Source organism: Bifidobacteriaceae bacterium, from assembly GCA_031281585.1.
Lineage (GTDB): Bacteria > Actinomycetota > Actinomycetes > Actinomycetales > WQXJ01 > JAIRTF01.
In genome coordinates, this window is record JAITFE010000154.1 from 10359 (window position 1) to 34275 (window position 23917).

Consider the following 23917-nt stretch of genomic DNA (forward strand, 5'->3'; position numbering starts at 1 on the left):
AGATCACTGGTCGGGTGGTCGAGAGAATTGGTCAGCATTAAGACCTGCTCGTTCGTCATCGTAAGGCCGACCGACCGTCTTGCCCAGCGGTGACCACCTGGCGGCTTCTGCGTTGGCTGCTGCGTGTCCCTACGTGTCGCATCTCCCATAGGTTCTTGCCCGTGTGCGCGGCATAGGCACTACTACCGCAAGTTCGCGGGTACTCCGGAATGGCTGTGACGCCACTCGTTGTCGGACGCGTGTGACGCCAACCCGAGAGGTGTTTGCGGCGCGAAGACCCGTCTTCGCGATGGCGCATAATAGGCATTCTGCGTACGGATCCAGCGATTCCTCCGCGTACTGATGATTCGCGATAAGCCCAAAAGCGCGCTGCGAAGACCGCAGGCCATTCCCGACTCGCCGTTCCGGAAACCTGCTCATCGGCCTCTACAGCACCAAGGCGCAAGGGTAATGCCCCCTTGCCTGCGTATTGCCAGCGCCTGGCGTGTCGCCCTTTGGATGATTGCCGTGCCGGATTCGACGTTACCCGGCGCGAGGCTTTCAAATGCCCTCGATAGGGCCTACAGTCGCCCGAATCAAATATACGCATGAACTGATAGGGGGTCGCGTGCCGCCGTTGAGGCGCTGCGAGCACCCATTGCCTGCCCTTGTGAATCTCTAGATCATCCCCTCCCAATTCGAGCGCAACCGCCCTGCAACTAGACTCTCCCGCGCATAGGGCGTTTGACAGACCACGGTCCCAGCTGTTCGCATCGGTGGCGTCTTTGATGGCTCGGCACCAGCCACCGCCAACTTCCGCCCGGCCGCGCACCTGAGCACCGACCGCGTCTTGATCCACTGCTGCTATTCGAAAGCAGCTCTGCGAACCCGAACTTCTCGGAGAAGTCCGGAAGCGATCAACTTCAACCCTCGGATCGTGTACATCTTCCAGGAATACCTCGCTTGGGCACCCGGCCCACCGGCCCACCGTGTGCAAAGCTTGGTCGGGCCGCGCGTATTCCGTCCGCGCTTCGCAGATCTGGCCATTCACTTCGTTCATAGAGCCTCCGTTGGGTTCACTCGCGCCAGGCAGATCACGGAGACAGCCGCCTCGGACGAACCATTCGATTACGTCGCCGAACTCAACATTCTCGCCGACCAAATCCGCTGCCGCACCAAGCGGGCGATCTACCAATTCCGAAGTCGGAATATGCTCTGCGCTAATTGCCACAGGCCCCGCCGGCGACCTTGATACAATCGCGCCCGCCACCGCGCCGCTGTTCCTCAAGCGATTTCCACGAGCCACCACCATACCACCTAACTGCACGGCGACTTGGCTTCTTCGAGCCACAACCAAAGGCTTTGACCAATTCCTCCAGGCAGAGAGCAGCATTTCGGCCTAATTGCACCCACTGAAGATGGTCTCCCAGTATGACTTGCGAGTCTTTTGGGTATCCAGATTCCAGGATTGTTTGAAGACGACCGCAGTATGACACTGAAGTTGCCAGATCAGTTGCTGAGTGCAGTATTGGTTGCCGACTTTCCCGCAGTACTCTGCAATCAGATCGCGGGGAGAGCCCGGACTGAAGAGGAACAGCGTCAAGCGCCCTTGAGTGGTCGGCGTGACCCGAATTGTCGTTCCACCTTCACCGTTGTCCTTGATAATCTCGATCTTGTCGATCAGGTGGTACGGAGTCGTAGACCTTTGGCGCGGGGATTCCTGATTCTGGATCTTCTTTCCTGTTTCGATGCCAGCCCGATCGAATAGATCCGTGGGAATGATCGATATCAAGTACCCTAGAAAGTCCCTGAATGTCGAAGGATTGTCGCCCACGAATTCGTGCCTTTGAACCGTCACGGGCCGCTCAAGAGTTCCTCGATACAAGTCAGCCTGAACCCAAGTCGCAAGTGTTGGTTGGTAGGTGCGCGCGTAGTAGTGGACCACCTGGTTGTCTTCGGGGTCGGTGCGTTCGCCGCTGTAGCCGAACCGGAGGTTCAGGTCCTTGAGTTGGATTCCGTAGTCCGTGTAGTCGGTGTCCTTGGTTTGGAGTTTGCCCTTTTCGACCGTGCCCACAATTGAGTAGAGGGCGTCCTGGATGTACCACTCGGGCGTGCCCTTCTTGCCGACCTGTTGGCCCAGCAGTTCGCCGTAGGCGTCCCGAAGGTAGATTTCCGGGGTTTTGCCGTCCATGGCGTAGACCGGGTCCAGGCCGTCATGGGTCCAGGTCACATGCTCGGTCTTGAGGTCTTGGTTGACCACGCGGCCCAGCGCGTCATAGGTGAAGGTGACGGCGTGCTTGACGGCCAGTTTGTACTCGAGGGCGGTCAGCGAGGGGCTCCGCTCCTCCAGTTCCAGGGTCAGGTCCTCGCCGTAGGCGGTCAGGTGGTTCGCCTCGTCGTACTGATAACCCATCAAATTCGGCTTGGCGGTGCCGGTCTTGGTGCTGGAAAGGATCAGGTTCCCGGCCAGGTCCCAAGTGTTCGTGGTGGTGGCGATCTTCGTCTTCTTGCCACAGTAGCGGCGGGTCTGGACGGACTGGGTGAGCTGCCCGGCGGCATCGTAGGCGTTGTCCTGAACAATCCAATCGTCCTTCTTGACGGTGCTCGGGTCGTTGGGGGCGGTCCACTGGACGCGGTTGCCGACCGCGTCGTAAACGTAGGTGGACGGCAGCGCGCCGCCCTCGTCCGCGACCAACCGGCCCAGCGGGTCGTAGGCGTACGTGGCCGTGACCGGCTTGTCCTTGTCGACTTGGCTGGTGCGGGACGCGACCAGGCCGGTGTCCGTGTAGGTGTACGCGAAGGACGCCAGTTGCTTGGCTTTCGCGCCCACGGTGGTCAGGGACGCGATCTGGCCGGTTGGCGTGTACGAGGTCGTCACCACGCTGCCGTCGCCTCGCGTGACGGCGGTCGGCTGACCGGCCGCGTCGTAAGCCACCGTCACCTGCCCGAGTTGGCTGTCAATCGCCGTGGTCTGGCCGGCCGCGTCCAGGGTGTAGGCCAGTTTCTCCCCGCCGGGCAGGGTCAGGGAGGTCCGGTTGCCCGCCGGGTCGTATCCGTAAGCCAAGGTGTGCCCGCCGGCGTCCGTGGTCGTGGTGACCCGCCGCAGCAGGTCGTACGCGGTCGTCACCGTGCCGGTGGCGTTGACCGCCAGCGTTTGGTTGCCGACCTCGTCATACGCGAACGTCTCAGCCTTGCCCGTCGAATAGGCGCGCTTGGTCAGATTCCCGCTCAGGTCGTACGTGTAATTGGCGGTCACGCCGGTCGCGGCCGTCTCGCTCGCCAGCCGTCCCGCCAAGTCCCAGCCGTACACCGTCACCCGGCCAATCTGGTCGGTCTCCTTGGACACCTGGCCGTTCGCGCCGTACTCGAACGCGGTCACCCCGCCGTTGGCGTCCGTGATGGTCGCCAGCAGATCGCGCGGATCGTAGCCGTACTTGGTCGTCACATTCTGCTGGTTCGTGCTCGGCCCGCCCTCAACCGCGTTTTCCACAACCGACGCCAGGTTTCCGTTCGCGTCATAGCCATACCGGGTCACGATGCCGTCCGCGTCCGTCGCCCCAACCAGGTTTCCGCCCAGGTCGTAGGCCAGTTTGGTTTTGTGCCCGCCCGCGTCGGTGACCGCCACCGCGCGTCCGGCCTGGTCGTATTCAGTCAAGGTCTTCCGGCCCAACGGGTCGGTCACCGCCGTCACAAGCCCGCCCGCGTCCAACGCGTACTGCGTGGTGCGGCCCAGGCCGTCGGTTTCCGCCGTGACCCGCCCCAGCGCGTCGTAGACGGCTTTGCTCGTGTTCCCGTTCGGATCGGTGACGGCGACCTGGTTGCCTGCCGCGTCATAGGCGAACGCCGTCACCCCGCCCAACGCGTCAGTCTCCGCAGTCACCCGCCCGGCACCGTCCAAGGTGTACGCGGTGGTCGCGCCCCGCTGGTCGGTTTCGGCGGTCAAGCGCCCAGCGGCGTCATAGGCGCGCGCCACCACGCCCCCATCCGGGTCGGTGACCGAAACGACCTGGTCACGCCAGTCGTAGCCGTAGCTGGTGACCGCGCCCAACGGGTCGGTCACGGCGGTGATGCGGCCGGCCGCGTCATATGCGGCCGTGGTGACGCCGCCGTCGGGATTGGTGACCTGGGTCGCCAAACCGCGGGCGTCGCGGGCGTAGGAGGTCGTGAACCCGGCGGCGTCCGTCTCGGCTGTGACCCGCCCGGCGGCATCGTAGGCCGTCTTCGTGGTGTTGCCCCGGCCGTCGGTGATGGCTTTCGGCCGGCCCAACGCGTCAAGGCTGTAACCGGTCGCGTGGCCGAGCGGATCGGTGATCTTGACCAGCCGGTTTTCTTTGTCGTACCCGTACTTGGTGACCCCGCCGTCCGGGGCAGTGGTGGCGAGCAGGTTCAACTCGGTGTCGTACTGGTAGGCGGTGACGGCGCCCCGCTGGTCCGTCCACTTGACCACCTGCGCGTTCGCGTCATACTCCCAGGCTTCCCAGGTGGCGTCCGCATAGGTTGTCTTGGTCAGATTGTCGTCCGCGTCATAGGCGTAGCTGGTCACCGCGCCCAACGGGTCCTTAGCCGAGGTCAGCCGATTCGCCGTGTCGTAGGTGTAAGAGAAGGTCGCGCCAGTCGGGTCGGTCACCGCAGTGGTGTTGCCCCGGCTGTCATAGGCGATGGTCGTGGTCTGACCCAATTCGTCAGTCACCGAAGTCACATCGCCGTTGGCGTTGTAGACGCTGGTGACGGTGGTTCCGTCCGGATTGGTCACCTTGGTCGGCAGACCTTGGGCGTTGACCTCGAACGCGGTTGACCGGTCCGCGCCGTCCGGGCCGCCTTGGTCCGTGGCCTTCACCACGTCCCCGGAATTGTTGTACTCCAGCGTTTGGACCGCGCCGGACGGGTCGGTGACCTTGGTCGGCAAGCCCGCCTGGTTGTACACATAGCTCGTCTTCGCGCCGGTCGGCGTCACCTCCGCGGCGGTCAGCGCGGTGTTCGTGTACTCCGTCAACGTCACCCCGCCCAAGGCGTCGACAACCTTGGTGACCTGCTTCAAATCGTTCCAGTGGTAGACGGTGACCGCGCCCGTCGCGTCGGTGAACGTGGTCGTCTTGGCCGCGTCGTCAAACACCAGGGTCCGGGTGTAGCCCATGGAGGTGGTCTGCTTGACCACCCGCGACTGCTGGTCGTAGGTGTTGCGCAACCACACCACCCCGTCCGCCCCAGTCTCCGAGGTCATCCGGTGGGCGCTGTCGTAACCGAAGCCTTTGACCCGGCCGGCGGGGCTTTCAAGCCGCACCAGGTCGCCGTCGTTCGAGTAGCCCAGCTTCCACACGGCGCCGCCCGGCCTGGTGAACGCCGTGATCCGGCCCTGGCTGTTGGTTGCGACCGCGACCGTTTGCCCCGCCTGATCCGTGATGGCGGACAGCTTGGGGAACAAATCGCCGGTCCCGTTGTAGGCGAGGCGGATGGTGTTGCCCTGGCGGTCGCGCGTCCACGTCAATGCGGCCCGGCCGGTGTCCTCATCCAAGGCGAAGCCCATCGACTCGTCGCCGCTGGCCGAAGTCCAGACCAACGCCGTGGCTCCGTCATAGCGCAACGTGGCGTAGGCGTCGCTTGGCCCCACGAATCCTCCGGAGCCGTTCGACTCGAACAGGAACGACCTTCCGTCGGCCAGCGTCACCCCCGCCGAATCGTCGTCGAAGAGCTGCACGTAGCTGCCGTAGGCGAAGGACCATCCCGTGCCCACCTGCGAATCCAGGCCCGACTGGGCGTTGTAGTGCAAGGTGGTGTCGACGACCTGGGAGCCCACGCCCGTTAGCTCAAAGAGGGCCTCTGAAGTCACAAAGTTGCCGGTCGACATGGACACCGGGTCCGCCCCGTAGCGCAAGAAGTTCTGGTACCCCAGGTTGCGCAACCGGGCCAACTCATCCGCCGAGGGACGGCTGGGGTACTTCGAGCAACTGAGCCCGCGCGCCACCAACTCGTCCTGAATCGCCGCCGTGACGCCGTCCGCGATGTACCCGAAGCCGCGCCCTTCCGGATCAAGAATGACCTCGTGGTCGTAATTGTGGTCAAGGAACAGCGCCTCTATCTGCGCGTATGGGAAGGGCAGACCCGAGTAGCCCGGGTACCACGGAGAGAGCGGCGCCGTGCCGACCCCCAACGTGGACGGGCGGCCGGTGAAAGCCGACACCTGATTCAGGAACTTGGCGGCGAAGCCGGCGTATTCGGGCGGCGCGTACGCCCTGGGGCCGCCGTCGGTCTGCACACCCCACGGCGAGCCGGTGAGGGCGTTGAACGCCACCGTCACCATAAGGTCGGGGTTGGCAGCCTCCGCCACCGCGCGCCTTGTCGCCACCGGCACCGTCGGCACGTTCGGATTGTCCCGTGTCAGCACCACATTCGCCTTGCAGTTATCTTGCAGGCGGGTCTTCACCTCGTTGGCCAGCCGAATGTTGAGCGGCAACTCTGTCACCAGCCCATAAGCGGGCCAGGTCACATGGGCCACGTCGTTGTCGGGGTCCAGCACAACGGTCGCGCGGGCGGCCGCCTCCACCGGCGCTGAAAGCATGAGGGTTGACGCCGCGACCGCGACCGCCGTCGTCATTGCTACTAAGAAACCGTGACGTCGCATGGCAACCTCACTCCTTCATGGTTGATTGTGGGCTTGTGGGCTTGTGGGCTTGTGGCTTGTGGCTTGTGGGTGTGCGGTTGCCATGCCTTGGCCGGCGGCGGGGACGGGCGAAATGCCCTGTCGGCCCGTGGACAGCCTGTGGACGGCAGATGGAAAGGCTGAGGCCAGCCGAACTCCTGCGTGAAGGTAGGGGCGCACCGCATGTTCTGAACGGTATTTGGAATTCATTGCCGCCAGCCAGACCCGAGTTTGCTGCGACCGAAAAACAACCCCGCATTTGTGGGCGTAGTTTTCCAGGTAGCCGTGGCCGGGCAGGCTGAGCCAGGATGGAGGCATGGCCACGACTGCAGCGTCACCGTGCCCCTCCCCGCCTCAACCGAAACCCTCCGAACGCGCAGTTGAACGGGCAGTTCTGGTCGGCTTGGCGGTGTTCAGGGCCGGATTGGTGGTCCAGATGACCGTCTCCGCGGTCGGTCTCATGGCGGCATCCGAAATGCGTTTGGCCTCGGGAATGATGTGCGCCGCCGCGGCGCTCTGGTCAGTCTGCCTGTTCGTCTGCGTCGCCCGTCGCGGGTCGTTCGCGCAATCCCCGTACTGGTGGTGCGTCGCGGACGTGGCCGTGGCCATGCTCGGCCTGGTGGTGACCGGACGCAGCCTGCCTCCCGAGTTGTTGATCGGGACTTGGCACGCTTGGGCCTACGGCTACGTGGCGGTGGTCGCGCCGACCACCGCCGCATGGGAGCAGCCGCGGTGGCGCCCAATTGCCATATCCGTCCTGCTGGCCTCCACCTATGTCCTGACGGTGTCGCCAGCGGCCGCGGACAACCCGGCGCTTATTGTGACCGCCGTCGTCAACGCCCTGGCCTTGGTGATCTTCGCCACAGCGGCGGGCGTCTGCTTCACGGCGGTGCGCCGGCTTGGCCGCACCGCCGACCAAAGCCAAGCGCGGGCGGCTGAGCTGGCCGCTCGGCTGGAGCGCGACAAGTACCGGTTTTACGTTCACAACGCCACAGGATTGCTGGCCCACTTCGGCCTGGGCGACATTCCCCCGGGAATCCTGCCGTCACTGCGCGAGCAAGCGTTGCGAGAATCCAACCGCCTCCGCGCCGACTTCTTGGCTCCCCCGGAACACGACTCAACCGCGCCTGAGGAATCCGTGACCCTGGACAAGGTTGTCTGGTCGTCTATCAAAGGCTTCGAGCATCTTCCCTTGGAGGTGCGCGCGGCCCTGGGGCGCGGCGTCCCGCTTCGCCAAGACGAGGCGTTGGTTCTTGAGACCGCGCTGGTCGCGTTGCTTTACAACGTCCAGTTCCACGCCGGGCCGGAGGTGACCGAGGTGGTGGTTCACGCCGACTATTCGAACGGGGACTGGGAGGTTTCCGTCTGCGACGACGGGGACGGGTTCGACACCGACCACACCGGCCGAGGCTTCGGGCTGCAGAAACAAGTGATCGAGTCTGCCCAGACCAAAGGCATGACCGTCGAGGTCTCTTCGGCCCCCGGAGAGGGAACCTGCGTTTTCATCCGGGGCCGCGCGCGGGTTTCTCCCCCGAACCCCCAAACTTGACCCTGGCGCTCATCTCGGTGCTGTCTTGATCGTGTTTCGGAGTCCGCCTGGGCCGTAGGCGGCCGCCACGCCCTGCAGCCCCGCCGCTACCCATCGGTCGCCGCTCCTGCTACGGTGGCGTTGATTTGCAATTCGCCACACCGCCCAACAGCCAACCCGTTGAAGGCCCCCGTCAACGGACGCGGCTTGGAGCCCTACCCGAGAGAGGCCACAGTGCCCGCCGAGCACCCCGCCGGACGGCCCGAAGCGCGCCCGTCGGCGGCCGTTGTTGACGACGAGAGTTTGACGCGATCGACTTTCCGCGTCGCCTACCCAATGCTGGACGTGGTGGGCGAGTACGCGACAGTCGAGGCTCTACTGGCCGCCAAGCCCAGGGCGGACATAGTGGTGTTGGACCTGTTGCTCAGTCGGACCCTCGACGAGGACGCATTCCAAGGACCCCGCGCGATCAAGCGGCTCACGAACGAGGGCTACCGCGTGTGCATACACACTGACGAGCGGCGCAACCTGGTGCTGGCGCAGTGTTTCGCGGCGGGAGCAGTCGGCCTGGCGCGGAAGTCCGACAGCCTGGAGGACAACGCGGCCGCGTTCCTCCGGGTGGCCGCCGGGCACCTGGTGGTTCCGTCCCAAATGCTGGAACTCGCGCAAATGCTGAATAGGCGCCGCCAACTGCCGGAGTTGACGCCGCGCCAGGCCGAAGTCTTGGGGGCGCGGGCGCGCGGCGAACCGTGGGGCGCGCTCGCGCGCCGACTCGGCATCTCGCGGGAGACCGCCGAGGGCCACCTGAGGGCGGTCAACGCGAAGATGGCCAAATTCCTGGTCGAAGCGGCCATCGACCCCGCTCTGGCCCCGGCTGACGTTGAACGCGCTCTCGGCCTGGCCCCCGGCGACCTCAACGGCCCAGGCCAGTAACGCCCTGCCGGATCCACCCCGGGCACGCGCCGCGCCCGCTGGGCGGCAAGCTGCGGGGAACAGCGACTCCCCTCCCTTCCTTCGTCCGGCCCAATTCCGACACTTCTCCTCGGCCGCGAAGCGTTGAGGGCTGAAACGAGATAGCGGCGTAGCAAAATCCGCCTTTCGGCGGCGGAGGCGACCTATTTCCTTTTCCGGATTGCCCAATGCGGGACTTCGTTTGGCTTGAGCGTTTGGCTTGAGCGTCGGAGTGTAGGATTCTATCTGGTAACAGACGACGAGTGTAGGTTCGCATCTAGCATTGGCGAGTGAGTGTAGCTTTCTATCTGGTGCCAGCGGGTGAATGTAGGTTCCCATCTGGCATGAGCAAGCGAAAGTAGGATTTCATCTTGTCGGCACCAGGCTTCACCCGGCCGACCAGGCCATACGTGAATTACTCAACGATAGGAACTTACATTCGCCGGTCGCGCCCAGATAGAATCCCACATTCGGCGTCCCCGGCCAGATAGAAAAGTACGCTCAGCGGCGAGTGTAGGTCTTTGTCTTACATCGAAGAACGAGTGGGCAATTTCATCTTCACCCCGCCGGTCGAAAGCCCTGTTAGTCGGCCACTGCCGCCAGCGCCAGTGCCTGCCCCCGTCAAACTCTGCCAAGGGTTTGAGTAAGACGCATATGGCGGAGAGTGTGGGGTTCGAACCCACGGATGCGCTTGCGCGCATCAACGGTTTTCAAGACCGTCCCGATCGGCCGCTCCGGCAACTCTCCAGGGTTCCCAGGGTACAGGCTGCCCCGGCGGCGCACGATGCCGTCAGCGCATGTACCAGCCCGGGTCGCGACCCGGCGTGACGACCCGGAGCCCGTAGAGCCGCGCCGCTGAGGCCACTTCGGTGTTGTAGGTGATCACCACGGTGACGGCTTCCTCAGCCTGGGCCAGGCCCACATGCAACGCCGCATATGGCGAGACCGCGGAGACGGCGTACGAGCCGATCTCAAGGGCGCGGCCGGAGACCGGGATCTCCGGGATGCCGCCAATCTGGTCGTAAATGCGCATCCGCCGGTCGTGTTCCAACATGGCTAGCTGCTCGCCCGCCTCCCAGCGGGACAGGATCGACGTGACCAATTCTGATTCGTGGCCGTCGAGCCATTCGCGGAGGGCGTCCGATTCGGGCGAGTCGCCAACGGCGCAGACAATGGCGGTGCCGTCGAGGTAGTAGCGCACGGACCAAGCCTACCGATCTCACGCCGCCTGCGCGGCCGTGCGGCCGACGCGGGGAACTAGACTTAAGTCCTGTGCGCGGCATCGTCGTTGAGAATCCTGGACGTGACCACCAGCTAGTTGTCGGGGAGGTGCCGGCGCCCCGCCCGGGGGCGGGCGAGGTTCTTGTCAAAGTCGCGGCGGCGGGCGTCAACCGGGCGGACCTGCTGCAAGCTCGCGGCGCCTACCCGCCGCCGCCCGGCGCGTCTGAACTGCTGGGGCTGGAGTGCTCGGGCGTGATCGCCGAATTGGGGCCGCAAGTCGAAGGCTGGTCGGTGGGCGACAAGGTGGCGGCGCTGCTGCCCGGCGGCGGCTACGCGGAGTACGCGGTGGCCGATGCCGCCTGCTTGTTTCCCGTCACCGGCGCCCTTGCGCTGGCGGACGCCGGTGCGGCCCCGGAGTCGGTCTGCACCGTCTGGTCGAACCTGAGGGAGGCGGGCTATCTGGCGGGCGCGCCGCTGCTGGTGCACGGGGGCGCTGGCGGGATTGGGACCATGGCGATCACGCTGGGCGCGGCGCTGGGCTCGCCGGTCTTCGCCACCGCGGGCGGGGCCGAGCGGGCGCGGGCGTGCGAAGAGCTGGGGGCGGCGCGGGGCATTGATTACAAGAACGAGGACTTCGCCAAGGTGGTGCTTGAGGGCACGGAGTTTCGCGGCGTTGACTACATTCTGGACGTGGTTGGCGCTTCCTACCTGGAGAACAACCTGAAAGCGTTGGCGGCGGGCGGGACGCTGGCGATCATCGGGCTGATGGGCGGCGGCGCGGCCCAAGTCGACCTGGCGCGGATGCTGAGCCACCGGCACCGGATCATGGCGACCAATCTGCGCGGGCGGGAGCGCGGCGACAAGGCCGCGATTGGGCGGGCGGTCAGGCGCGACGTTTGGCCGCTGGTCGTCTCGGGGCGCTCCGCGCCGGTGATTGGCGCGCGCCTGCCCATGTCGGAGGCCGGGGCCGCCCACTCCCTGATGAAGTCTGGGTCGGTGGTGGGCAAGATCCTGCTCCTCTGGGACTAAGGAGTGTCCCCACCCTTCAACACGGGGACGGTGATTTCTTTGAACTGCGGGGACAGTCGTCGCTTGGTCAACCTTGGACCCGTGTTTGCGCTGGTCGCGGCCGGTGGGCCACCGCGATGAGTGTCCCCATCTTCGAAAGAAATGACCGTCCCCAATGTGGAGGAGTGTCCCCGTGTCGGGGGAAAGGCACGCGGGCGGAGCTTGACGAGTGTCCCGACCTTCGAAAGAAATCACCGTCCCCGCGGTGTGTTAGGCCGCGCGGTCTAGCCAGTCCAGAGTTTCCGTCAGGAAGCGGGTGCGGGTTGGCTCCGGGCTGAGCGACAAATCGTGGGCGCCGCCCTCCAGCGCCCTGACCTCGACATCCGCGCCCAGTTTGGGCGCCAGGCGCCACATTTGGGCCGGGTTCAGGACCGAATCGGTGGTGACCAGCTCCGGATGGTGATGGACCGGGTCGCCCCGCCGCAGCGACGTCATGACCAGCACCGGGCACTCCAGGTCCAGGCCCTTGGCCACCCGCGCCTGCCAACGCCGAATCGAAGAAAACCAGACCGGGTAGGTGGGGAAGCCGTCATGCGGCTTCCAGCGCAGGTCGTAATCCCATTCGCCGCCGGTGTCGCAGTGCAGCGCGCGGCCGTAATGAATCTTGATGCCGGAAATGGGCAGCATGGGCGCCACCTTGGCGAGCAGCCGGAGCAACTGGGTGAACGGCACGCGCATGAACCAGTTCGCGTTGAAGTCAAGCCAGGGCGAATTCAGCACCAGCGCCCGCAGCCGCCCCGGCCGCTTCGCGGCCCACAACGGCATGATCAGGCCCCCGGTCGAATGACCCAGTCCGACCAACTCCGAGTGGCCCTCCTCTTCGGCGATGGCCCGCGCCGCGGCGTCAAGGTCCTCCGCGTACGCCGCGATCTCCGGCACGAAGTTCGGGCGCCCCGGGTCCAGCGACCGCTCGATCGAGCGGCCGTAACCCCGCAGCTCCACGGCGTAGAAACGGTATCCCCGAGCCTCGAAGGCCTCCGCCAGGTGAACCTGGAAGAAATAGTCGACGAACCCGTGAAGATAAAGGACCGCGGGCCGGCGCTCCGCAGAACTGGCTGTTGGGAGGGCGGCGGGGGGCACGGCATCGGCGGATTGGTCCTGGCCGGTCAAGTCGGCGGGCTGGCCGGAACTGGACGGCTCGGATGGCTTGGCGGGCCTGGTGGCGGCCCGGCGGCGGACCAACGTAGCGGACTCGCCGCCCGGCAAATCCAGCGGGCGCTGCTCAAAGCCCGGCAACACATCGGGGATCCAAACGGAGGCGGGCTCAGTGTTTTCCATTCACCTATCATCCCCCTTTTGCCGACCCACGCTCAGCCCTGTAACCTGGTCAAGCTGTCCGGAGGCGTCGCCTAGAGGCCTATGGCGCCCGCCTGCTAAGCGGGTTGGGGGTGTTGATCCCCCTCGGGGGTTCGAATCCCCCCGCCTCCGCCAGAAGTCGCACGGGATTTCCCGCTTCCCTGAGCTTTGCTGGAGGAATCTGGGACGGAGTCGACCCCGGCCCCAGCATTTCCACCGTCGTGCGCGGAAACCGCTTCGTCCGGAACGCCCGGCACGTCGTCCGCGTCCACCACGTCTGCCGCCTCTGCCTCATCAGAATTCGGCGCGGAGCCCCGGTCGACGGCCAGGCCGAACCCCGCCGCCGCGTCAACCTTGGAGCCGTCACCGTTGGCACCGCCAGCGTTGGCACCGTCAATGCTGGACCCGCCTGCGGCCGGGCTCCCGCCCGTCTCAAGGCGAGTGGACCGCCACAAGCGCACCAACTCGACCAGCGCGAAAACGAACACGCCGACCAGGAGCAGGTTGCGGACCACCCAAACCGCCAGCATCAACCGGTCGCCGCCCAAGAACGGAATGTAGCCCCACGGGTAGAGCCATCCGGTCAACGCGGCCGTGACCAGCAACGCGATGCCCACAGGCAGCCAGAACCGCAGCCGCCGCTCAAAGCACAGGGCCACCACGGCGGCCGGGGCCAGCCATGCCACGAACTGAGGCGAACCCACTTTGTGAGTCACGATCAGCCCGCTCATCATGGCCAGAGTGCCGGTCAGCAGCGCCGCCGTGGGCCGGTGCCGGGCCAGCCACACCAGAACGCCCACGGCGAGCGCCATCAGGGGCATGGCGACGTCGCTGATCTTGACCGCCAATTCGGCGCCGGGTCCCCAGGTTTCCGAGGTGGAAAGCACGTCGTTCCAAGCCCACAGTTGCTCGCCTTTGAAAGCGTGGCCCAGCACCACAGGGGTCGCCAGGACGGCCTCGATCTGCAGCCCGCGATCGGTTTCAGTCTCAACGAAGCTGGTCAAGAAACGCCATTGGCCTCCGGCCGCCTGCTGCAGCCCGACCACCGCGACGCAGGTCAGGCCGGCCGGCGCGACCACGCGCAGAAGCTGCTCCCGCCAGGGTCTGACCACCGCGACCAGGGGAATCAACACCGCCCCGGCGGACACCTTGATCCACGCGCCGCAGGTCAGCAACACGCTGGCCAAAGCCGGCCGAGCCGACGCGACCACCAGCGCCATCAGCACCAACGGCATCATGACGGCGTCCAGCCGGGCTATCCCGCAGGGGCCCAGGAGCATCAGGAACACAAACCATCCGACCAGCGGCCCGGCCGCCCGCGCGACCCCAAAATGGCGCACCACCACCACGGCCGTCCCCAGGTTGATCAGCGCCACCATTGCGCACCAGACGGCCAGGTAGGCGGTGCCCGTGCCCAACACCGAGGACAACAGGAGCGGCACCAGGGCTCCGACCGGGTAAACCCAGGACGAGTCGATTCCCAGCCAGCCGCCCGTCAGCTCGCCTTGCTGCATCCACCAGGCGTACAGCCGCACGTCGTTGGCGCCGGTGGTGCCCGGACCAAGCGACTGGTAAATCAGGACCACGCTGGTGATCAGGTACGCGCCGGCCAACCAGACGGTCATCCACCAGTCTCCCCGCACGCGGGCCGGGGCAGACGGCGTGTCCGCGCCGGTCAGGCCCGGCGGGGTGGTTGGCACGGGCGGGGCGGGCGGGGCGGCCGAAGTCATCCCAGTGGCACCGTGATGGGCGGTTCGCCGATCCGCCCAATGAACCTCAACGCCACCGGCCGGTCTTCCAGCGGGATGTCAAAGGCCAGGAACCCGGTCTGGGAGCCGCCCGGCTTGATCGCGTTGACGCCCAGGATGAACTCCGCGTGCTTCAGCGCCGAGAGCGGCTCGTTCGGGTATTCCTTCCCTTTGTCCGTGATCAGGAACTGCTGTTCCGGCAGAAATGTGCCGTCTTCGGTGCCGGCGTTCTTGACGGTGATCCCGACCAGGACCCATTGGCCGTTCTCGGCCACTTCGGAGCCCGGGTCGGCCAGTTCGGCCAGCCCGTCCTCATAAGAATCGAGGACCAGCACAAAGTCGCCGGCCCGGAAGTTCTGCTCCAACGACCACTTTGTGGCGCCCGGAGAGCCCGGTTCCGGCTGGGCGGGCGGGAGTTGGACCGTTGGCGTGGGCGACGGTGGGGCCGCCTGGCGCCCGCCGGGCAGGTTGCCGGTCAGCGCCAACACCGCCACGGCTATCCCAACCAGCAGCAATACCACCAGCACCACCACCCCGGCGGTTTCCCGTTTCGTAAGGTGGTGTTTCGACCGGTGGAAGCCCAGCGCCGAGGACGCCTTATGGTGCCATTGGTCTTCGCGTCCGGCGTCTTCGCCCGGCCCCAGCGCGGCGGTTTCCACCCCCGTGCCCGATGCCGTCCAGTCGCCACCCTCTTCCCCCCCAGTTGGGTGGCCCGCGCCGGGCGCCTCCGGGATGGTACCGGGCTGGGCTGGCGCCTCCGTCGCCGGTGGGGCGTCGGGGCCGGCCAACTGCCGGTTGCGGTACCGGACGGTCTGCACCATTGGCGAATGGGCGGGGATCGCGGCCGGGTCCACCTGCGGCGGGGTCGCGGGCGTCAGCCCTTCCCAGTCGGGGATGACCTGGCCGGGTTCTGATTCGCGGGTCGCTGGCGCGGCCGCCGCCTGGCCTGCCTGAGGCTCTTCCCATGCGGGCGAACCCGGAACGGCACCGCCCACAACCTCTTCCCAGGCCGGAATTGGCCCGGCTGGTTGCGGCTCGACCGGCTGGCCGCTTGGCGAACCGGGCGGGAGCGTCCCGCCTGGTGTTCCGGCCACCGCGGGTTCGTGCTGACCGCCGCCCGGTTCGCCGGGAAGCCCAGCGGCGATCGGCTCGGCCCAGGGCGTTGACCCGTGTGGTTGGGCGGTTCCGGGTTCCGCCCAGCCATGCTCTGCGGGGGCCGGCCCGCCGGCCGCTGGGCCAAGGCCGGCTGCGGCAGGTTCGACCCAAGGCGTCGGCTCGGGTGGTCGGGCGGTCCCGGGTTCCCCCCAGCCATGCTCTGCCGGGACCGGCCCGCCGGCTGCGGCAGGTTCGGCCCAGGCGGTCGCTGTCGGCCGGTAGGCCGAGCCAGAGTCCTCCCAACCAGGTTCGTTCGGCGCGACCGCTGCGAGTTGCTCCCAGGAAGGCGCCGGTGGCACCGACCATGGTGTGGCGGTGCTGAGGGAGGCGGCCGCCAGCGAGTCGCCCGGCCCGCCGAACGGCGTTGGCTCCGGGCGGGAAGGCGCTGGCTCCGGGCGAGACGGTGTTGGCTTAGGCCGAGACGGCAGCGGCCCGGAGTGCTGGTCCGGGCCGACTTGGCCTTCCGAAGGAGGCGGCGCGGGCAACTCGACAATCGGCTCAATGGGTTCGATCCGCGCGGTCTCCGCGGCGACGGCGTCTTGGAAGCCGGCCGACTCCACCGGTCCCAGCTGAGGCGGGCGGGGCGGCAGATCCGGAACCCAGTGTTCGGGCACGCGCGGCCCTGTGGAGAGCCGGGGCAGCTTGCTCGGCTGGGGCGCACGAGGCAGCGGACGCGGCTGGATCGCCAGCGGTTTTAGGTCCGCGAAAGATGTGACGTGCTCCGGCCTGCTGGACGGATAGGCCGGCGGCGCCAATGCCGTCGGCGGGGATTCGGGCGCTGCGGCCACCCCGGATGGGCCGGAGGCCGCAGGCGCGCCGGTTGCCGAAACGCCCCGCCGCCGCTGCGGCAGAGGAGGCGGCTCGGCGCGGGCTGACTCGTCGGTTGGCTCGCCAGTGGCCGCAAAGGCCCCACCGGCCGGCGGGCCTGGCGGCGGTGCCGGGACCGTCGCCTCGGACGACGAGGACATGGGCGCTGCCCAACCACTTGCGGGCTGGTCCGGCTCAGGCAAATCACGGGGCGGCCGCGCCCGAACGGGCAGAGGAGATGCGGGAACCGCCGGGGCCGCCAAACCGCCTGCGGGCTGGACCGGCGCGGGCACATCGCGGGGCCATTGGGCCGGACCGGGCAGGGCGGAGTCGGGAACCGCCGGAGCCGCCGGACTTCCTGCGGGCCGAGCTGGCGCGGGCAGATCGCGGGGCGATTGGGCCGGACTGTACTCGGGAGCCTCCGGGGCCGTCAGGCCCCCTGCAGGTTGGGTCGGCAAGGGCGAATCGCCGGGTAGATGGGCCGAGCCGGGCTGCTCGGGCTCCTGTTGGCTCGCGGCCGGACGCAGCGCTCCCCATGAGCCGCCGGGGCGAACCACCGGGCGGCTGCGCTGCGGCGCCGGCTCCGCCAACTCTGCGCGAATCGGTTCTATGGGTCCGGTGGCGGCTGCCTCCGGGCCCCGTTGACGCCGTAGCTGGGCTCTGGTCAACGACCCGGTGTCGGCGGGGGTTGGTGCTGGGGGTGGGGGGACGGCATCGGCGGGGGGCAAAGCGGCCTCCCCAACCTGCGTGGTGTGGGAAGGCTCGCGCTGGGCCGCCTCGCGCAAGGCTTTGCGCGTGAGTGGAGCATCGCTTGGCACACCTGGCACGCAGTTGACCTTAGCCCATGCCCGGCCTGGAGCGAAGCCGCGAGCCGCCCCCGCCACGTTCTGATTGTCGGACGCCCACCAGCGGCTGTCACAGCGGGTGCGGGGCACGGATTGGCGGCGCTCCGTCTTGCCGCCAATGTCGCTTTCTATCCACCGATGCGCGCCGATTGTCGTTCCGTATCCACTGGAGCGCGGTCATTGTCGTTTCCTATCCATGCTCCCGCGACCCGCACCGCTGTGACCAGCCACTACGGAGAACCCCCGAGGATAGGAAACGACACTGGGCACCGCAAAGTGGATGAGAAGCGACACTGGGCACCGCAGGGTGGATGAGAAACGACACCGGGCGCTGCGGGGCGGACGGGGGATGACGCCGGCTGCCGCCCCGTGGAGGGGAAACGGCATTGGCCGCGGCGCGGGCGAAGAGGGCCCTGACCGGTGGGACGCGGTAACCTGGTGCGGTCTGCTGCTCGGGTTTTGGGGGCAAGCCGGTGGGATTCCGGCGCTGACCCGCAACCGTGAAAGGGCGCCTGGCCAAGCCGGGCGCCGCAAGCCGGAAAACCCCGCCGGGCAAATGGCTCCGTTAACCGTTGTCGAGGTTTGCCGGTCGGGGCGTCGCTGGGCGGGCAGGCCCGGGCGGCGGTCCGCCGCACCGTTACACCCGAAGGGTCAAAAGCTTGCCGACTCTCCTAGAACCCATGTCATCTCAGCATGTCGAGACAACTCCCGCGCCCACGCAAGTCGGCGGGGACGGGGAGCGAAATAGGTACCGTCCCCGTTTTCGGGCGGGCGGGGACGGCCCCGGAAATAGGTACCGTCCCCATTTTGCTGGGGGTGACCCGCGCCGCCGCCTTGCCGGCCGAACGGCCGCCGCCCTGCTGGCCGCCCTGACCGCGATCAGCCTCGCGGGGTGCTCCGGCGACGCGCCGGAGGCGCAAGGGTCCGGCACTCCCCCGCCCGCGACCAAGGCCGCCACCTCGACGCCTTCCGCCGGCGGGGACGCCACCGGGGAATCGGCGGGCGCGGCCGCCGAGTGGCTGGCCCAGAACCTTGTTGACGGCTCGCACGCGGAGGTTGAATACGACGGCGACAAGTTCACCGACGCCGGGTTGACCATTGACGTCATGTGGGCGCTGGTCGCAGTCGGGGACTTGGACGCAGCGCGCCGCGTGGCGGACTGGCTGGCTTTGCGGGATACCGCGATCGATTACGCCGGCGACGGCGAACAGGCCGCCTACCCCTCGGCCATGGGCAAGCTGGCGCTCGCCTACCTGACGCCCGGCGTCCAGAGCACCCCCGAATACAAGTCGGCGCAGGAACTCGCCGCGTCAGTCGCCGGACGCCTCAAGCCCGAGGGCCGCTTCCGCGACATTTCCGAATGGGGCGACAACTCGACGCCGGCGGGTCAGGCCTTCGGCATAATGCTGCTGGTCAAACTCGGCATGCTGGACGGGCTCAGCGCGGATCCGGTGGCGGGATTGGTGGGCGTGGCCTGCGAGGACGGCTCCTACCCGTCCATGTTCGACACCGACCCGCCCTGCACAGGCGACGTCGACACCACCGCGATTGTGCTCCAAGCTCTCCTCGCCGCCGGCCAGCCCGAAGCCGCCGACCGCGCCGTCGCCTACCTGCTCGCCGCCCAGACCGAAAGCGGCCGCTGGCAGAGCTTCGGCGCGGATTCGGTCAACTCGACCGCCTTGGCCGTCAGCGCGTTGAGCCTGGTGGACACCCCCGAGGCCAAGGACGCCGCGGCGCTGGGCTTGGAAACTCTGCGCGGTTGGCAACTGCCGAAGACGGCCGCCCTCCCCGCCGCAGACGGCGCCGAAGGCGACCTCCGAGCCACCGCCCAAGGCGTCCTGGGCCTGACTCAAACCAGTTACCTGGACCTTCTCGACATCCCGCCCAAGTGACCCCGTTCGCGCTTCTCCGCTGGCCAGCCGCCCTAGGCTTGGCCCTGCTGACGCTGCCTGCGTCAGCCCAGCCGCCCACTACCCAGGTCCCCGACCGTTCGGCCACCGTCCAGCAACAGCCCGCCGATGCCGTCCGCCCACCCGCCACAACCGCCCACGTCAGTCGGTGGGCCGAGGGGCGGACGGAGGGCGCGACCTGGACGCCGCCGGGCCTCGCCGCCGATGCCGCCGCTTCACCAGCTCGGCTTGCGTGGGTCGGCGGGCGGCTCAATGGCACCACTCGGGTGCCGCCGGGCCTCGCCGCCGACGCCGCCCCGTCGCGCTCTCAGCCCGCGTGGGTCGGCGGGCGGCTCAACGGCGCCGCTCGGGTGCCGCCGGGCCTGGCCGCCGATGCCGTCCGCTTGCCCACCCGACCGGCGACCGTCGGGGGGTGGGCTGGGGGGCGGTTGGACGGCATCGTGCGGGTTGGGGAAAGCGGCGGCCGACGTGACGGCGCTTGTCGGGTCGGGGAGGGCGTCACCGTGGTGGTGGCGGGCGGGGCGTTTGCGCAACCGGCGGTGCGGTGTGTCACGGACACGGTGGGGTCGGCGTTGGCGGCGACGGCGGCGGCGGGCTTCACCTACGAATTCGTGCCCCGGCAGATCGGTTTTGTCTGCCAAATCGACGGCTATCCGGACCCGTGCAACGGGGCGCCGGCGGACGCCTACTGGTCGTTGTGGACGGGTAGGGGCGGCGGATGGGTGTATTCGACCACGGGTGCGGCGACCTTGCGGACCCCGGTTGACACGATTGTGGCCTGGTCTTTCGGGGACGGCGACCCGCCGCCGTTGGCGGTGCCGGAGTTGGCGGCGGCTGGCGGCTCGGGTGGTGGGAACGGCTCGGACGGTGGGAACGGCTCGGGTGGTGGGAACGGCTCGGACGGGGGTCAAGGATCAGGCGGCGGCAGCGGGAACGGCTCCGGAGATGGCGGCTCAGGCGGGGGTAATAACGGGGACGGAACTGGTTTGAACGGAGGCGCTACCGGCACGGGCGGCGGGCAAGCCGACAACGGCGGAACCGGCGGCGGCGGGGTTGGTGCGGAGACTGAATCCGGCGGCGGCGCGGGCGAAGACGGCGGCGCGACGGCCAGCGGGCTGGCCGAGAGCGCCAGCAGCGTGCCGAGCGGCGCCGAAGAAGTGGCCGGGGACGAACGCGCGACCGGGACCGGGGTGACCGCGAGCGGTGGGATTGGCGAGAGCGGCGCGTCGAGCGGCCGGAACGATGAGGCGGCGGGTTCGGGTGCGGACGGGCCGGCGGGGACGATCGTGGCGGCTTTGTTGGTGGCGTTGGCGGGTGTGGGGACGTGGGCGGCGGCGTCCCGCCGGGGACGTGGGTGAGGCGGGCCCGGTGCATCCGGGCGCTTGGTGGCTGTGGGCGTTGACGTTGGCGGGGTGCGCATCGTTGACCACCAACCCGTTGATTCTGGCTTTGGTCGCGGCGGCGGCTTTGGCGGTGGCGGTGTTGCGGCGGGTGCCGGCCGCCTGGGCGTTGACGCTGCGTTTGTATGTTTGGCTGGCCGCGGCGGTGGTCGTGGTCCGCGTCGGGTTCCGGGTGGTGTTCGGCGCGGCGGGAGGCGGTTTGGGGCCGGTCGCGCTGGCGTTGCCGGCGTGGCATTTGCCGGTGTGGCCGGTTCCGGGCGGCGCGGGGTTGGTGTTGTTCGGCCCGGTCACCTGGGACGGGTTGTACCTGGGGTTCTGCGACGGCTTGCGGCTCGCCTGCCTGATCTTGGCAGTCGGGGCGGCGAATGTGCTGGCCAGCCCGAAGCGCGTGTTGGCGGCGTTGCCGGGCGCGCTGAGGCAGGTCGGCACGGCGGTGGTGGTGGCGTTGACGGTGTTCCCGTCGTTGGCGTTGTCGGTGAGCCGAGTCCGCCGGGCGGCGCGGCTGCGCGGGCCGGCGGCGTCTAGGCGCCAGGCGGTCCACCGGGTCGTGTTCCCGGTTTTGGCGGATTCGCTGGACCGATCGTTGGAGTTGGCGGCCTCGTTGGAGTCGCGCGGCTATGGCGCGGCCGGGCGGCGGGTCGGGCGGGCTGTTCGGGGCGCGCGGGCGCTGGCCAGCGCCGTGGTCCTGGCGGGCATGGCCGGCGGGGCGTTGGGCGTGACCAGCGGCCGGGGCGCGGCGGGCTGGCCGGTGTTGGCCGCCTCGGTGGTGGCGGCGGGGTTCTTGCTGCGCTGGCTTGGCGCGGACGTGGGCGCGACACGGCTGCGCCGCGAGGGTTGGAGCGCCCGTGATTGGCTGATCGCGGGCGGGGCGGCGGCGTGCGCCCTGGGGTTGGCGTTGTCCCCGGCCTTGACCGGCTCGCGCGCGCTGCATCCTGGTTCGCTGGGGTGGCCGCCGCTGCCGTGGCCGGCCCTTGCGGGGTTGGCGGCGTGCGTCTTCATGCCGCTGTGGGCCGTCCCCGCGTCGGCCGGCCGCGCGGCGCGGCCAACTTCCTCTGGCGCCGGGCCAACTGAGCTCGGGCCCGGCCCCTTACACGGGCGCGGAACCCCGCCCCAGCAGCCGGACCAGACCCCCGTGCCTGCCGACCGAGTCGTCCCGGCGGGGCCAACTTCCTCTGGCACCGGGCCAACTGGGCTCGGGCCCGGCCCCGGACACGCCGGGCCGTCCCAGGGCACTCCCGGCCTCGGGCACGCCGGGCCAACTCATATCCCGCACGGACACGGGCACGAAACCCCGCCCCAGCACCCAGACCAGACCCCCGCCGCAGACCCGGCCGACCGTGAGACGGCGGGACGCGCGGCCGCCGGCCAGGTTGCGGGCAGTCCCGTCCGCCGAGCGGGCTTTCGCCTGGCCGGCCGGGTTGTCCCGGCGGGGCCGGGGGAGGGGGCGGACCAGTCGTGATCCGGTTCGAGGGCGTGGGTTTCAGCTATCCGGGGGCCGGGCGGCCGGTGCTGCGGGACGTCGACTTGGCGTTGGAGCGGGGCGAGTTGGCGTTGGTGGTCGGCCCGACGGGGGCGGGCAAGTCGACCCTGCTGAAGGCCGTCAACGGGTTGGTCCCGCATTTCACCGGGGGCAGGTTGACGGGCCGGGTGGTGGTGGGCGGGCGTTCCACCGAGGCCAACCCGCCGCGGATGATGGCCGGCCTGGTGGGGTATGTGGGCCAGGACCCGGCGGCGGGGTTCGTCACGGACCGGGTCGAGGACGAACTCGCCTACACCATGGAGCAGCAGGGCGTCCCGCCAACGGCCATGCGGGCCAGGGTCGAGGAGATCCTGGACCTGTTGGGGTTGGCGGGGTTGCGGGGCCGCGACCCGGGGTCCCTGTCGGCCGGGCAGGCCCAGCGGGTCGCCATGGGCGCGGCGCTCACAGCCCACCCGAAGATTTTGGTCTTGGACGAGCCGACGTCCGCCCTGGACCCGGCCGCCGCCGAGGACGCGATGGCGGCGATCGGCCGCCTGGTCCACGACTTGGACCTGACGGTCTTGATGGCCGAGCACCGCCTGGAGCGCGTCATCCAGTTCGCCGACCGGATTGTGCGCGTGGACGGAGACGGGTCGGTCACCGCCGGGCCTCCCCGCGACCAGTTGGCGACCAGCCCGGTCGCGCCGCCGCTGGTCCGATTGGCCCGCGCCCTGGGCTGGCCCGAGTTGCCCCTGACCGTCCGCGAAGCCCGCCGCGCCGCCCGCGCGGCCGCGCCCTTGCCCGTTTCGGCCAGCCCGGCCAAGGACGACGCGCCCGCCCCGGCGTCCGATGCCGTGTGGCCGGTCCGCGATGTGCGGGTCACCCATCCCGGCGGCGTCCAGGCCGTCAGGGGGGTCGGCTTCGACCTGGCCTTCGGCCGGATCGCCGGGCTGATGGGGCGCAACGGCGCCGGCAAGACGTCCCTGCTGTGGGCTTTGGTCCGGGACCCCAAGGGGCGGCCACGACCGGACGTGATGTTGGTGCCCGCCCAGCCGACCGACCTTTTCTGGGCGGACTCTGTCGCGCGGGAGCTTCCCTCGCCCGCCGCCGGCGCGTTGTTGGACCAATTGGCGCCCGGGATCGACCGGGCCGCCCACCCCCGCGACCTGTCCGAGGGCCAGCGCCTCGCCCTGGCCCTGGCCATCCAGCTGAGCGCCGAAACCCGGGTCGTCTTGTTGGACGAGCCCACCCGCGGGCTGGACTACGCCGCCAAGGACCGCCTGGCCACGATCTTGAAGTCCCTTGCCGCCAAGGGCGCGGCCGTCTTGGTGGCCAGCCACGACGTGGAGTTCCTGGCCGTCGCCGCGGACACCATCATGTGGCTGTCCGAGGGCCGCCTGGTCAGCGCGGGCCCGGCTGCCGAAGTCCTGCTGGAGGTCCCCGCGCACGCCCCCCAAATCGCCAAGGTCATGTCCCCCGCGCCCATCCTGACCCTCGAACAGGCGCTGGCCGCGCAGGCCCTCACCGCCCCGCCCGCCGACCCGCCGGAAGTCCCCGATGAGCCGGGCGGCTGACGCGCGGGCGGCGAGTCCGGATTCAGGTCCGGGCTCGGGCACGGGCGGGTTTGGGGACGCCCGGCCCGGCCGGGGCCGGACGGTGGCTTTGCGGCTGAGGTGGGGGACGGCATCGTCGGTGGCGGTGGCCTCACTGGCGGCGTTGGGGTTGGGGTTTTGGCCGTTCTTCGGCGGGAGCGGCGCGGACCCGTTCGCCTCTTCGGCGCTGCTGATGGTGCTACTGCCGGCCATGATGCTGCTGATCCTGGCGCAGGTGCTGGAGGGCGGCATGGACGCGAAGACCCTGGCGCTGCTGGGCGTGCTGTCCGCCGCGATCGCGGCGGTCCGGCCGCTCGGCTC

At 68.7% G+C, this 23917-nt stretch carries 15 protein-coding genes, 2 tRNA genes and 1 riboswitch; of the genes, 12 read left to right on the plus strand and 5 right to left on the minus strand.

All coding sequences use genetic code 11. The features are described from left to right. Window positions 1-1378 precede the first annotated feature (1378 nt). Window positions 1379-6598 carry a DUF6531 domain-containing protein gene (locus LBC97_15925; protein ID MDR2567509.1) on the minus strand — a complete coding sequence of 1740 codons (5220 nt, stop codon included), beginning with the start codon at window positions 6596-6598 and terminating at the stop codon, window positions 1379-1381. 334 nt (window positions 6599-6932) lie between these two features. Here LBC97_15925 and LBC97_15930 point away from each other — a divergent pair, with 334 nt between their 5' ends. Further along, on the plus strand, window positions 6933-8165 hold the full coding sequence (locus LBC97_15930) for a hypothetical protein (protein MDR2567510.1): 1233 nt from the start codon (window positions 6933-6935) through the stop codon (window positions 8163-8165). Window positions 8166-8351: 186 nt separating this feature from the next. Then, window positions 8352-9077, plus strand: a complete 726-nt coding sequence (locus LBC97_15935) for a LuxR C-terminal-related transcriptional regulator (GenBank protein MDR2567511.1) — start codon at window positions 8352-8354, stop codon at window positions 9075-9077. A 673-nt stretch (window positions 9078-9750) separates the two neighbouring features. Here the strand turns inward: LBC97_15935 and LBC97_15940 are convergent. Both LBC97_15940 and LBC97_15945 read right to left on the minus strand, forming a co-directional pair. Further along, a tRNA-Ser gene (locus LBC97_15940) sits at window positions 9751-9842 on the minus strand. Between the two features lie 43 nt (window positions 9843-9885). Further along, complete coding sequence (locus LBC97_15945) at window positions 9886-10296, minus strand: PIN domain-containing protein (GenBank protein MDR2567512.1); 411 nt, start codon at window positions 10294-10296, stop codon at window positions 9886-9888. A gap of 71 nt (window positions 10297-10367) precedes the next feature. Here LBC97_15945 and LBC97_15950 point away from each other — a divergent pair, with 71 nt between their 5' ends. Continuing rightward, window positions 10368-11345, plus strand: a complete 978-nt coding sequence (locus tag LBC97_15950; protein ID MDR2567513.1) for an NAD(P)H-quinone oxidoreductase — start codon at window positions 10368-10370, stop codon at window positions 11343-11345. A 249-nt stretch (window positions 11346-11594) separates the two neighbouring features. Here LBC97_15950 and LBC97_15955 read toward each other — a convergent pair whose 3' ends face one another. Continuing rightward, window positions 11595-12662: an alpha/beta fold hydrolase gene (locus LBC97_15955; GenBank protein ID MDR2567514.1), complete on the minus strand. Its 1068-nt coding sequence runs from the start codon at window positions 12660-12662 to the stop codon at window positions 11595-11597. Between the two features lie 60 nt (window positions 12663-12722). On the opposite strand from LBC97_15955, the gene LBC97_15960 reads away from it, so the two are divergent. From LBC97_15960 to LBC97_15975, 4 genes are all read left to right on the plus strand, one after another. Further along, window positions 12723-12815: transfer RNA gene (locus LBC97_15960), tRNA-Ser, on the plus strand. A 261-nt stretch (window positions 12816-13076) separates the two neighbouring features. Beyond that, window positions 13077-13241: a hypothetical protein gene (locus LBC97_15965; protein ID MDR2567515.1), complete on the plus strand. Its 165-nt coding sequence runs from the start codon at window positions 13077-13079 to the stop codon at window positions 13239-13241. Between the two features lie 180 nt (window positions 13242-13421). Then, window positions 13422-14081, plus strand: coding sequence for a hypothetical protein (locus tag LBC97_15970; protein MDR2567516.1), 660 nt, complete (start codon window positions 13422-13424; stop codon window positions 14079-14081). A gap of 189 nt (window positions 14082-14270) precedes the next feature. Continuing rightward, window positions 14271-14426 carry a hypothetical protein gene (locus LBC97_15975; protein ID MDR2567517.1) on the plus strand — a complete coding sequence of 52 codons (156 nt, stop codon included), beginning with the start codon at window positions 14271-14273 and terminating at the stop codon, window positions 14424-14426. Here LBC97_15975 and LBC97_15980 read toward each other — a convergent pair. Further along, window positions 14407-16143 (minus strand): DUF4352 domain-containing protein, encoded by a 1737-nt coding sequence (locus LBC97_15980; GenBank protein ID MDR2567518.1) that lies wholly within the window; start codon window positions 16141-16143, stop codon window positions 14407-14409. The genes LBC97_15975 and LBC97_15980 overlap by 20 nt on opposite strands. A 1511-nt stretch (window positions 16144-17654) precedes the next feature. Beyond that, window positions 17655-17803: riboswitch (cobalamin riboswitch) on the plus strand. Between the two features lie 112 nt (window positions 17804-17915). Between LBC97_15980 and LBC97_15985 the strand changes: the two genes are divergently transcribed. The 5 genes from LBC97_15985 to LBC97_16005 form a co-directional block, all read left to right on the plus strand. Then, on the plus strand, window positions 17916-19127 hold the full coding sequence (locus LBC97_15985) for a terpene cyclase/mutase family protein (protein MDR2567519.1): 1212 nt from the start codon (window positions 17916-17918) through the stop codon (window positions 19125-19127). Next, window positions 19124-20503: a hypothetical protein gene (locus tag LBC97_15990; protein ID MDR2567520.1), complete on the plus strand. Its 1380-nt coding sequence runs from the start codon at window positions 19124-19126 to the stop codon at window positions 20501-20503. The genes LBC97_15985 and LBC97_15990 overlap by 4 nt, the downstream gene beginning before the upstream one ends. 10 nt (window positions 20504-20513) lie before the next feature. Then, window positions 20514-22004, plus strand: a complete 1491-nt coding sequence (locus LBC97_15995) for a hypothetical protein (protein MDR2567521.1) — start codon at window positions 20514-20516, stop codon at window positions 22002-22004. After that, the gene (locus LBC97_16000) at window positions 22001-23578 is read left to right on the plus strand and encodes an ATP-binding cassette domain-containing protein (GenBank protein MDR2567522.1); all 1578 of its coding nucleotides are present in this window, start codon (window positions 22001-22003) and stop codon (window positions 23576-23578) included. Before LBC97_15995 ends, LBC97_16000 begins: the two co-directional genes overlap by 4 nt. Next, on the plus strand, window positions 23562-23917 hold a 356-nt coding region (locus LBC97_16005; GenBank protein MDR2567523.1), incomplete at its 3' end, for a hypothetical protein. The genes LBC97_16000 and LBC97_16005, both read left to right, overlap by 17 nt.

What these genes read in the sequence shown, in the direction of transcription:
- LBC97_15925 (MDR2567509.1), bottom strand. Translation starts at nt 6,598, where the DNA reads ATGCGACGTCACGGTTTCTTAGTAGCAATGACGACGGCGGTCGCGGTC.
- LBC97_15930 (MDR2567510.1), top strand. Translation starts at nt 6,933, where the DNA reads ATGGCCACGACTGCAGCGTCACCGTGCCCCTCCCCGCCTCAACCGAAA.
- LBC97_15955 (MDR2567514.1), bottom strand. Translation starts at nt 12,662, where the DNA reads ATGGAAAACACTGAGCCCGCCTCCGTTTGGATCCCCGATGTGTTGCCG.
- LBC97_15965 (MDR2567515.1), top strand. Translation starts at nt 13,077, where the DNA reads ATGCTGGACCCGCCTGCGGCCGGGCTCCCGCCCGTCTCAAGGCGAGTG.
- LBC97_15985 (MDR2567519.1), top strand. Translation starts at nt 17,916, where the DNA reads ATGTCATCTCAGCATGTCGAGACAACTCCCGCGCCCACGCAAGTCGGC.